Consider the following 11333-nt stretch of genomic DNA (forward strand, 5'->3'; position numbering starts at 1 on the left):
ATCCGGCATGCTTTTTATCATCGCGCTGTTTTACCTGAACCGCGATTGTCCGGCAAGACCCCCTTCCGAACAAAGCCCATCTGATGGACGTGGTTGCGTGTACTACCTCAGACGTGGACCACGCAGTGGCTTCAGCTCGACGGGCATTTTTGAAATGGCGCGATTTAACGCCTCTCGCCCGGGGGCAGATTCTCAAATCGTGGGCGTTGCTCATGCGCCAGCATATGGATGACTTGGCGATTATCATGACGGCGGAACAAGGAAAGCCGCTTGCCGAAGCCCGAGGCGAGATAGCTTATGCTGCATCGTTCTTAGATTGGTTCGCTGCCGAGGGCGAAAGGTCTTACGGGGAGACAATCCCAAGCCACCTAAAGGGGTCTCGACTAAGTGTCGATTTCCAGCCCGTGGGTGTGACGGCAGCTATCACTCCGTGGAATTTCCCAAGTGCCATGATCACGCGAAAGGCAGGCGCAGCGTTAGCGGCAGGTTGTACGATGGTGGTTAAACCTGCCCCGGAAACTCCGCTATCAGCCCTTGCTTTGGCGAAGTTGGGGGAAGAAGCCGGCATCCCGGCCGGAGTCTTTCAGGTCATTACTGGAGAACCCGGACCACTCGCCCGACGCCTCTTGGAGCATCCGGAGGTGCGTGCATTTTCATTTACCGGGTCGACGCAGGTCGGCCGGATACTGCTTGGACACGCAGCGGAAACGGTGAAAAAGGCGTCACTGGAGCTTGGTGGCCATGCACCATTCATCGTATTTGATGACGCGCCGGTGGCGACGGCAGTAACTGGGTGCGCAAGTGCAAAATTTGCAACCTCAGGGCAGGATTGCCTTGCTGCAAATCGCATCTACGTGCAGCGCGGCATCTACGAATCCTTTATCGGGGCGTTTTCGAAGGCGACCCAAAGTCTGAAAGTAGGCCATGGTCTGGACGTGGGGGTGGATATCGGACCCATGACACGAGACACGGTCGCGCAAAAGTGCCGCGAGCAGATCGCGCAAGCGCTGTCTGCGGGCGCGAGGCTCGTATGTGGCGGACGAGAGAACGCTTTGGGTGGCAATTTTGTTACGCCTACGGTACTCGCTGACGTGTCAGATGAAATGCTTATTGCGCAGGAGGAGACGTTCGGTCCGGTAGCTGCGATCCTACCTTTCGATGACGAAGCAGAAGTTCTTGAACGCGCAAACAACAGTGAAATGGGCCTGGCGGCCTACGTCTATACGAATGATCTCGGGCGCGCCACGCGGATGGTCAGTCGGCTCGAGTATGGGATGGTGGCAGTAAATACGGCGAAATTTACGGGACCGCCCATACCGTTCGGCGGATGGAAGCAATCCGGCCTCGGTAGAGAGGGATCGCGTCACGGGATTCTCGAATACCTCGAGGCAAAATATGTGTGCATTGGCAACCTAGATAATTAATTGGGGCTTCAAAAATGAATACGAATCTCGCTGAGATCGGCAAGCTTGACAAGGCCACGGTGCTTCATCCTTTTACGCAGTTGAGGGACTTTGCGACCGGGAAGGCGGGCGATCCAACCATCGTCGAAACGGCAAAGGGCATTCGCATTAAAGATGCTACGGGGCGCGAGTACATCGACGGATTCGCGGGCCTGTACTGCGTCAACGTCGGCTATGGTCGGACGGAAGTGGCTGAAGCAATTTCACGGCAGGCCTATCGTCTAGCCTACTATCATTCCTATGCCGCGCATACCACCGACGAGTTAGCAATTCTGTCGGATCGTCTCGTAAAAATGGCTCCTGGGAAGATGAGCAAGGTGTTCTACGGGATGTCGGGTTCCGACGCCAACGAGACAAATGCGAAACTCGTTTGGTACTACAACAACCTGCGTGGAAAGCCGCAAAAGAAGAAGATCATCTCGCGCCAGCGTGGCTATCACGGATGTAGTGTAGTATCGGGGTCAATGACAGGCATGAGTTTCTACCACGATCATATGGATTTGCCTGTCTCAGGAATCCTCCACACTGGTGTCCCGCATTACTACTGGGGCGGGGAACCGGGCGAAAGTGAACAGGATTTTTCCCTCCGGAGAGCGACAGAACTCGAGGAGTTGATCTTGCGCGAGGGACCGGAGACCGTCGGAGCCTTTATTGGGGAACCGGTACTTGGAACGGGAGGCATCACTCCGCCGCCGCAAGGATACTGGGCGGCCATTCAGGCAGTTCTGCGGAAATACGATGTCTTGCTTATTGCTGACGAGGTGATTACGGGTTTTGGCCGAACCGGCTCGTTGTTCGGGTCGGAAAAGTACGGGATCGAACCTGATCTGATCACGGTTGCGAAGGGGCTGACGTCGGCCTATTTTCCTCTGTCCGGCTCAATTGTCAGCGAGAAGGTCTACAAAGTTCTCGAAGACGGAGCTGACAGGGTCGGGGCGTTCTCCCATGGATATACGTACTCGGGTCACCCGATCGGCGCGGCCGCTGCGAACGCGGTGCTCGACATCGTCGAAGCGGAAAACCTGCCAGGCAACGCTCGCGATGTGGGGGCCCATTTTCAAGAGCGTCTGACATCCGCATTTTCCGCACTCCCGATAGTTGGCGAAGTCCGAGGCGTGGGATTGATGGCGGCCATCGAGTTTGTCGCCGATCCGGAGAAGAAGACCCGCTTTGAACCGCAGTTGAAGGTCGGTGCACGCATTTCTAAAGCGGCGCGCGACCGGGGGCTGATCGCACGCGCCATGCCGCACGGCGACATCCTTGGCTTTGCGCCGCCGTTAGTGACGACGAAGAGTGAGATTGAGGAGATCGTCGATATCGCCGAAGCAGCCGTCGCACAGGTTATGGACGAGCTGACCCGAGAAGGCGTGTCCGTCTAACAGTCCAATGCGCAAGTGCATATACCTTCACCGTACTTGCGCCATCCGAAGGTTGCGACCGTAACAATGGCCCGGAGGCGACCCTATTCGGACGGATACCATTCATGTCATGAACTTAGTGTACGTACGCCTTAGCGGGTACCGGGACATGAATACGGAAACAACGTCGTTGCGCTCCTTGATTGACAAGTGGCTTTCGCCGACGCAGGAAAGACCTTCCTGCGTCATGGAATTCAGGCGCCCCCGATGGCGTGCGTTACGTCTCACTCGAAGTGTTACGTATGGTGGGACCACTGACCATTGCATTCTTTCGCCACCAGGATAGAAGTTCCTGAGTTATAAGCGCATATCGTCCAGCACAGCCGCCGCCTGGCGCTATCGCTACAACGCATCGACGTTCGCCATGATGGTGGACGTCCGGTCATGAGCGTTCGCTCGGAGTGTAGCGCGATTGAGGGATTGAGGCATTTGCGGCGCGGCCCAATGCTGCCCGTGTCCAGGAATAAGTGGAGTTGAAACATGCTTGCAGAGTCAGAGCCAATTGCGCTGGAATATTTTCGGGAACTGGAGCTGTGGACGTGCGCTTGGTACGAGGAAGCCATCGCAGCGAATCATGTGCGCCCGCCGTATCATCCTGATGCAACGATCATAGAGCGTATCAGGGGATATTTTCGCGCAGGCCTGTCGCCGGCTGAAGCCGCAGATGCTTGTTTTGGAATGGTCCATTAATTCTCGACGCTGATATTGTGCTGGAGTCGCCCGAACACTGAGCCCGCTAAGTGGCCCGTTTGCGCCAACCATCCTCTGGCGCGATTGCGGCGGTCGAAGTGCACCTCGATGACGCGGGAGTAGTAGCCACGATATGCCTTTCGCGGCAAACGCTCGTGCGCACATAGACCAGCCTGTTTCGACAGACCTAGGGAGAGGTATTGATGAGTAATCGCAATAGGGTGTTTTCAGGTCTGTTGGACGCCGCATATGCGCTTGACGAACAGGCAGCCGGACGCAAACCATTGCTCTCCCGGGTTCTCACCGGCGCGATCACGCTGGATACACTATTCCGGCGGGGAGCACTAGACGCTGATCTGCAGGATGCGGCTCTTTGTCTCGAGCGAGTCGTGACCGTGGGGATGTGGCATCTTGACGCGGGCGGACGGGCGCGTGCCGCGAACCTGGCTACTATTACAAGAGCGTTCGCAAAGAGTTACGCAGGTAAAGGAGCTTCTTGAAGGCTAGGCGCCTATTCGCCACCGTTGGCACGCGGGTGCTGCTCCATATCAACGCAAACATAGCGGCCGCCTAATGAACGGCCCACATGACTTACCCGAAATCCTCTCGTCGGTGACAACCAATCCTGAACCATCGTTCTTAGCGACCTTGCTGCACTTGCCATGTGTTTCTCCGCTGCCGGCCTTGTCGACGGCGCGATACAGGTACGACGAGACCTACATCAAGGTCAAAGGCCAATGGATGACGGTTTGCTTCGGTGCAAAACGCTGTCGCCCGCACTAGAAGGTTGGCCGGGATTCGTAAATACCCGAAGCTTCAGGTATGAGCGAATCCCGGTCAAGCCTCGTAATGGGCGAAAAGCGGGTAAATCGTAAGCGCTGCTTGACTGACGTGTTGACAAGGTAAGATGAGACGTTTTCAGGACGTTTGGTGGCGGGGATGACTCTGCGAGACGGTAAATACTTGGCGAGTTGTAGGGAACGGAATGCATTGTCTGCTGCGATGAATGGATGAATGGGCATGGTGCCGTGTTTCCGCAGGCGCAGTGCACGATAGTAAAGGGGACCGCGATCTTCGATCGGGATGGGAAGGAAGTGTGGCGTTGCAACGTCTCCTACGCGGAAACGCATTTCAGGCTTGAACCAGTTGAACGACCCTGATTAACTGCGCTGGCTACTCTCCATGGGAGTAGTTCGTCAACGCGGTTGATTGGATGATTTGCGATCCGGGCGAGAACGGTGTGCAGATAGGTCTCAGGCTTTTTTCCTGCAATGAAGGTCTGGGACACAACAAAGCCAGGTGAAGTCTGCGCCGACTGCGGACGTGCTGACCCAAAAGCGGTTGGGTCTGGTTGACATTGTGATATTGGCACTCAGCGCTGTCTCGACGCTCGAGCCTCGTGGAGGCGAAGACATTTCCGCGCGTGGCCAATGGTGCAAAGATGCGCTTCACGGGCGTTGCCTCAAGAGCGAATCCCGGTCGTGGCAGACTGATGGAAGCCCTGATCTGCTGCAGACGGAGAATTTCGCCTGTCAAGAGGTGCTTCCAGCAAAACAGCTCGCTCTCGTGGTTTCCTGCTCCGATCCGGAACGCACGCCGCACGAACTGGTCATGTAACCAATGCCACAGGTGTGCGGCTCGATACGACAGAGCGAGCCGTCCGCAAAAAGTATGCAACTCGCGGCCGCCATTTGTCGTACTGGTGTTTTCGTCATGGAGACGCGTCGGATTCGAAAATGGACGAGAGGAATGAACTAGACTAGTACTGCTACGAAATGACGAAGGCGCTTCGAAGAACCGAGATGTGCCGGCACACCCGGTCAGGCCGGATCGACAACGGAGCGCCGCAGGTGACGTGGCCGCAAGCATCGGACCTCAGAGCCGGGATGCGTGACGGCACACGGAGCTTTTCACCGACCGCCTGTCAAGCCTCGCGGGAATCCCGCGCACGGGATGGTTTTTCCGGCGATTCTCATCGATGGAGTCGCTATAAAATCCAGCCGTTCCACTCCACGCGTGGGACGCTTGTTGTCATCGCTAGTGTTGGAAACCACGCCGGACTTTGCTCCGGCGCGGTCTTTTTGTTGTGCTCGCATGAGCAACGCGCAATGTCTTTTTTAGCAGCGCTGCACGCTGAACCAAAACGCGCGGCGCTGCATCTTTTCGTTGTTCCATTAGCGGCGCGTTTCCATTCATGGGCCATGACATGCACGGGGGAGGCAGGCTGAGCGATTGGTGCGTCCGCCTGGCATCCAACGTTTCGCCCCAACTTCAGGATGATGCTGGCCGTTGCAAATGGGCCCAGAAAGAGAAACCAGTGAAACACTGCGGATTGGTGACGGTAGGCTGTACACGCCTGGCGACGTCCCGGAACGATGCCGCCCGCGCTACATTGTTCAACCAACGCTTGCTTCGCTGACGCACCACATTGCTTTGGGTTGTTCTCCAGAGGATGACGGTATTTCAGTATGAAGTCCTGAACGGCACGGGACGCACCGCGCGGGGGAGGTCCGCTCCGTCGCGGTTTCAAAGTGGTTAGGGCTTGGTGTGCTTGTGATGCACTTCGACCTTGAAACATAGATCTCGAAGGAGCCAACGAGCGACGACCTCGGATCGATCCATTCCGCAGGGAGCAAATTTGACCTCGGAACCGAAGTAGACAATGACTGAACCTGCGACAACACGATAGGTTCCCGTGTACGTCACGCCTTCAATTTCAACATTCACTGATTGCATCGTCTCTTGTTCGGTCGGGGGCACGGTAGGATACGTGACCGTAAACGCACACCGGGTAAGCAGTCAACGAATTGAAAAGGGTGGCCGGTTATTCGTCGCCTTCCTGGGTCGCGGAAGAAATTGCTTACACGGTTCAGCCGAACGCCACCTGATGTTCTTTGCCTCAAAACTGACGCTTTGGTCGGTTAGGCTTGAAAGTTGGCCACAACGGTCGACCGCGTCACGCCTTCACATGGAGAGAGACATGTCGGCGAATTGCATTGCGTTTCCAAACAACGATGTAATGGTGGCCTGGACGTTCGCGCATAAGCTTGAGGATTGCGTTGGCTGCGACATCCGACGGATTTCCGCCGAATCAGCCAACTTCAGAGCGGCGAGCCTCAGGGCCAGTCGCTTCCTGACATGGCGGGATTTGCCGGCGACCCGAACGCGGGCAAGAGCGGGCGGATCACAGCACAGGCTCCTTTCCAAAAGCTATTCTGGAAAGACCTGTCCGTGATGGACCTTGCATCGGCGGGCCGGTACATCGTGTACATCTACCAGGTGATCGCGTCGAAGGGCACCTTCGACGACAAAGGCGTTCCGACGCTCACATACTTCAACCGGAGCATCCTGGCAACGCAGGCCTCACCCGCGACGTGCCCATCAGCAAAAAGACCGGCGCGCCCGATGCGGGTGCGTTGCTAAAGAAAATGGCGGGGCCCCAAGACTCATTGCGCAAATCCCTGTCGAGTGACTTCACGACTGTCTTGCCGGAGCTGCTCGTCGAGGAAAGGGGAAAGGCGGCGACTGCTACGTGGCCCTCTACGAACTGCATGACAAGGAACTCAAAGCGTACCTCACCGGGAACAAGCGCCTTCACCTGATTCTGTCGCGCTATCTGCTGGACGACTTTGGAAGCAGGGACAGCTGGCGGGGCTGCAGCCCAACGACAAACGGCAGGACGGATATTTCCCCAAGTCAGAAAGCCAGAAGCCCGATGTCGAACGGAGTTCTGGGTTTCGGCACAGCGATAATCGAGGGCGGTCAGCTCTCTGTGACTCTGGTCGACGAGGGGACCTGCCGTCCCCATTTTCGGAGGGCTCGTCCGTAAGCGGTCGCCTCGTCTCAGGTCTCCCGACAATAGGACCCTCCTCTTCGGAACAAGGCGACCAGCCAGCCGCAGTAGGCTCGACCTGTCTCCGGGGATGGACGCCGCCGATTTCCGGGCCGCGACAAGCCGCGGCGAGGCGAACCACACACCTTGTCGTGACTAACTTCACGGCTTGAGTGGTGCTGCTGGAAAGCGGTGCCTCGCGGTCCTGCTCCACATTCCCGCTGCGATCCATGCGCATCCGATACCGAGGAGCAGCCCATGGGTGATGCGCAGAGGCTGGTTCCCGAAGAATTGCGGGATGTAGAGTGCGACGCCGGCGGCAAAGGGTAGGCCGCTCCACCTTGGGTAAATGACCGACCGCCATATCGTCATAGCAACAATGATGGCCGACGCGGCGAGCAACAACAGTCCGATGATGAACATGACGAGACCTGGGCCGGCCCGGACAACGGTGGCGAGACTCAGTATTGCGGCGCTACGCTGAATTAGAGCCTCTTGCCCGACAGCGTGAAGACCGTACGCTTCCCCGCCATAGAACGGCAGGGCAAGTCCGGTCCCAATCAGGTTCAGCACGACAGCCCGGTACGCATCGCGTTCAACAGCTGTGTCTTGCAGCGAATTGTGCAAGCCGAGCAGCCCCAGTGGCAGCAACGTGAAAGCCACCATAGCCAGCATGTGGGCAAGCAGCCACTCGCCACTCGCGAACGCCGCAGCACCTTGGATGGAGTTCTCGTCGGAGAACGGGCGGAGAGCAGGATAAAGAACGAACAGGATGCCGGAACATGCCATGGCGGCAGCGCCCAGGCGTGAGCGAGATGCAACAACGGATTGAGGCATGTGTGACTCGAAATGGTCGGGATCGGGGTTGAATCTGGAGTGATTTTTTGCGATGTCGAGACTCTTGATCCTGCTGGCAACTCCGGCAGGATTTCGCCAGGGCTGTTCGAACGCGAACTTTTGTCTGAGCGGATGGACACCGGCTATTCAATCCGTAACGGTTGAAGTCCCTGCCCAAACGCCTCTCTCTTTGCTTGGCGATAACGCCCAATGGTACTCACTTTCGCGGTGAAGTTTCGGGATCAGGTTGAAGGAGGTTCGCTCTTGCAACATATGCTGCAATTCCAATGTAATAGTATTGTGACGCCAGAGAAGGACGATGACTCTTCGCAACCATCTGGTCGTGCGCTTATACGACAATCCCCGCAGGAAACCTGCGCCTGTTGCTCCGTTTTTAGTGTTTGCCGACGAAGTTGTCGAACTAAAATCGTGGCCGTTTCATGCACAGGACTCGTCGTTGTCATCCTTCATTCAGCTTGCGACAAACCAGTTTTTCGGCTTGTGTTTTCTTCCTTGACCATCGCGCAAGCCGTAGTGCAGTGTTAATCGGGATGCCTGAAGCAGGCGGTTTGGCCTCTTTTAACCCTGATTTTCCAGAACAACGCTTGCGTTCGGCTAACGGCGACAGCGAGCGGCGCCATCGCTCACCAATCCGTCGCACATGCGAGGGTAAGGTGCGGCGTCGAAGAGGCCGGCCACGACCTGTCGCGGGCGTTAGCGGATAAACGGTGGTGTGTTGCCCTTGATTCGCTCCGGAAGCCGTTAGGCATGCGATCCACGGTGACTTTTCCTAACTCGCCACCCTTCAGTTCTCGTCGCGGTAGCCGATAACCCAGCGGTCCGCGTCCATAAGCGCTCGTAGCGTCTGTCCATACCTTCCCAATGAAGCTCAGCCTCAAGATTCCCTTGGCGTTCGCCGCCGCACTCGTCCTCATGTTCGCTGGTGCCCTCTACGGCATCTTCGCACTGAACGGTTCCATCGACGTCTACCGTACCGAAGTAGCTGCGAACGTCGCCAACGAACGAATGGTTTCGGAGATGCTGGTTACGTTCAAGCTACAGGTGCAAGAGTGGAAGGACACGCTGTTGCGCGGCAAAGATCCTACGAAGCTTCAGAAATACTGGAGCGCCTTCGAGACTCGCGAACGCGTGGTCGACAAACTCGCGGCCGAACTCAAGCGCACACTTCCAGAAGGCGAAAGCCGCAACCTGATCGAACGATTCGCATCTGCGCATGTGGCGATGGGCGCGGGCTACCGTCGCGGCTTTGAAGCGTTCAAGGCCGCGGATTTCGCACCGTCGGCCGGCGATGGCGCTGTCGCAGGCGTTGACCGCGAGCCAACGGCGCTGCTGGAGGAGGCGGTGAAGAAAATTGCCGCCGACAGCGGACGAGTTGCCGCGCAGGCTGACCACGATGCACAGCGCGCATCGTTCGCGAGCATCGCGTTGATGCTCCTGGTACTGACGTTGGCGCTGATTGGCGGTTACCTGTTCAGTCGAACGGTATCGCGCCCGCTCGTTCGCGCGCTGGGCTGCGCGCAGGCGGTGGCAGCCGGCGACCTGTCACTCGAATTCGACTCTCGCGGACAGGACGAGATCGCCGAACTGCTCGCCGCGCTCAAGCACATGCAGACAAGTCTCGCGCTGGTCGTCGGCGAGGTGCGTCACAACGCGGAGGGCGTGGCGACAGCGAGTGCACAGATTGCATCAGGCAACCTCGACCTGTCATCACGTACCGAGGAGCAGGCAGCATCGCTGGAAGAGACGGCGGCTAGCATGGAGGAAATCACCGCAACCGTGCGGAAGAACGCGGACCATGCGTCCGCCGCGTCGTCACTCACGCGAACCGCATTGCAGACCGCTAAGTCTGGCGGCGAAATGATGGACAGGGTTACCGAGATAATGCACCGAATTTCCGAGAGCTCGTCCAAAGTGGGAGAGATCATCGCCGTCATCGATGCCATTGCATTCCAAACTAACATCCTGGCGCTTAATGCGGCTGTTGAAGCTGCGCGCGCCGGCGAAGGGGGCCGCGGCTTTGCCGTCGTCGCTGCCGAGGTCCGGTCACTCGCGCAACGCAGCGCATCGGCGGCGAAGGAAATCAAGGCACTTATCGAACAATCGACTCGTCGGGTCGAAACTGGATCCACATTGGTTCGTGACGCGGGCGGCATCATCGCCGATATCGTGGGGTCGGTTCATCGCGTGACGAGCGTCGTGGGCGACATCTCCGTCGCCTCCGAGGAGCAGCGCAGCGGTATCGAGCAGGTCAACCTCGCTGTGACGCAGATGGACGAGGCCACACAACAGAATGCGGCGCTCGTCGAGCAGGCATCGGCCGCCGCGCAGGCACTTGCAGAACAAGCCACGTCGCTTCGTGATGCGGTTGCAGTGTTCAGGCTGCGTGGCGACGCTGGCCGATCTCTCGCGCTCGCGTGAGTTGCTGCCCGGACGATATGAATGCAATCCCGATACCGGCTGTCCCCCGGCGCCATTTTGTTGTATCGGCATTCCGCTTACCGCCGGATACTTCGCTTTCAGCGTCGTTGGGAAGCTTTATGGAATCTTCACCATGGCCGCTGCAGATAACGCTCGAGCGTCGCGGTGCACGGTGTAGCCGGCGTCGACTCTGACAAATCGCGATACTTTCTTGTTCGGTGCGACAATCCAAGCGGAGCACAACTGTTTTAAACTTCAGCGCTGCGCAGTCCCGGAGACCCGAGCAACGTTGTTCCGTTGAGCCATTCAGCGTCGAAGGATGTAGATTACAAGTCAAAATGAGGGGCGCATGTATCTTACGGACATTAGCTACCACCAAACGACCGTCGGCGTCGGCGGCAGCCAGGAGTGGCGATCTGAGGAAGGCAGGTTCAGAACGAGCTAAATATAAAGTGCCAACGAACCAAAATGACCGCCGTCGTCCGACGCGACGAAATCCAACATCCGTTTTCGAGCACATATACCGATGAGGTCTTGATCTCTGCACCTATTGCTTCGGGTCGGACTTCGGTAAGTCTGCGGCGGCTCCGGTTTTTCTGGACACAGAGTTGGGGTAAAACGTGTGATCCAAACTGGAGTAGTTGATGTTGAAGA

At 57.4% G+C, this 11333-nt stretch carries 7 protein-coding genes and 1 pseudogene; 6 read left to right on the forward strand and 2 right to left on the reverse strand.

The window, feature by feature from the left end; genetic code table 11:
* Positions 1–83 precede the first annotated feature (83 nt).
* The 3 genes from EVC45_RS42130 (at position 84) to EVC45_RS42140 (ending at position 3571) form a co-directional block, all read left to right on the forward strand.
* On the forward strand, positions 84–1424 hold the full coding sequence (locus EVC45_RS42130) for an NAD-dependent succinate-semialdehyde dehydrogenase (protein WP_211193571.1): 1341 nt from the start codon (positions 84–86) through the stop codon (positions 1422–1424).
* A 14-nt stretch (positions 1425–1438) separates the two neighbouring features.
* A complete protein-coding gene (locus tag EVC45_RS42135) occupies positions 1439–2842 on the forward strand; it encodes an aspartate aminotransferase family protein (protein WP_129964011.1) in 1404 nt (467 codons plus the stop codon).
* A 519-nt stretch (positions 2843–3361) separates the two neighbouring features.
* Positions 3362–3571 carry a hypothetical protein gene (locus tag EVC45_RS42140; RefSeq protein WP_129964012.1) on the forward strand — a complete coding sequence of 70 codons (210 nt, stop codon included), beginning with the start codon at positions 3362–3364 and terminating at the stop codon, positions 3569–3571.
* Between the two features lie 1114 nt (positions 3572–4685).
* Here EVC45_RS42140 and EVC45_RS42150 read toward each other — a convergent pair.
* Positions 4686–4838, reverse strand: a pseudogene (locus tag EVC45_RS42150) (transposase domain-containing protein); the annotation flags it as partial.
* A 56-nt stretch (positions 4839–4894) separates the two neighbouring features.
* Between EVC45_RS42150 and EVC45_RS42155 the strand changes: the two are divergent.
* Positions 4895–5188, forward strand: a complete 294-nt coding sequence (locus tag EVC45_RS42155; protein ID WP_129964013.1) for a hypothetical protein — start codon at positions 4895–4897, stop codon at positions 5186–5188.
* Between the two features lie 1521 nt (positions 5189–6709).
* A complete protein-coding gene (locus EVC45_RS42165) occupies positions 6710–6994 on the forward strand; it encodes a hypothetical protein (protein ID WP_129964015.1) in 285 nt (94 codons plus the stop codon).
* Positions 6995–7565: 571 nt separating this feature from the next.
* On the opposite strand, the gene EVC45_RS42170 is transcribed toward EVC45_RS42165, so the two are convergent.
* Positions 7566–8240 carry a hypothetical protein gene (locus EVC45_RS42170; RefSeq protein ID WP_129964016.1) on the reverse strand — a complete coding sequence of 225 codons (675 nt, stop codon included), beginning with the start codon at positions 8238–8240 and terminating at the stop codon, positions 7566–7568.
* Between the two features lie 882 nt (positions 8241–9122).
* Here EVC45_RS42170 and EVC45_RS42175 point away from each other — a divergent pair.
* Positions 9123–10679, forward strand: a complete 1557-nt coding sequence (locus EVC45_RS42175) for a methyl-accepting chemotaxis protein (protein WP_129964017.1) — start codon at positions 9123–9125, stop codon at positions 10677–10679.
* Positions 10680–11333: the final 654 nt, after the last annotated feature.

It is taken from the genome of Paraburkholderia sp. UYCP14C, assembly GCF_004197395.1.
GTDB lineage: Bacteria > Pseudomonadota > Gammaproteobacteria > Burkholderiales > Burkholderiaceae > Paraburkholderia.

Bases quoted from the DNA above. Each gene is read 5' to 3' on its own strand.
- EVC45_RS42130 (WP_211193571.1), top strand. From the start codon at position 84: ATGGACGTGGTTGCGTGTACTACCTCAGACGTGGACCACGCAGTGGCT.
- EVC45_RS42135 (WP_129964011.1), top strand. From the start codon at position 1,439: ATGAATACGAATCTCGCTGAGATCGGCAAGCTTGACAAGGCCACGGTG.
- EVC45_RS42140 (WP_129964012.1), top strand. From the start codon at position 3,362: ATGCTTGCAGAGTCAGAGCCAATTGCGCTGGAATATTTTCGGGAACTG.
- EVC45_RS42165 (WP_129964015.1), top strand. From the start codon at position 6,710: ATGGCGGGATTTGCCGGCGACCCGAACGCGGGCAAGAGCGGGCGGATC.
- EVC45_RS42170 (WP_129964016.1), bottom strand. From the start codon at position 8,240: ATGCCTCAATCCGTTGTTGCATCTCGCTCACGCCTGGGCGCTGCCGCC.
- EVC45_RS42175 (WP_129964017.1), top strand. From the start codon at position 9,123: ATGAAGCTCAGCCTCAAGATTCCCTTGGCGTTCGCCGCCGCACTCGTC.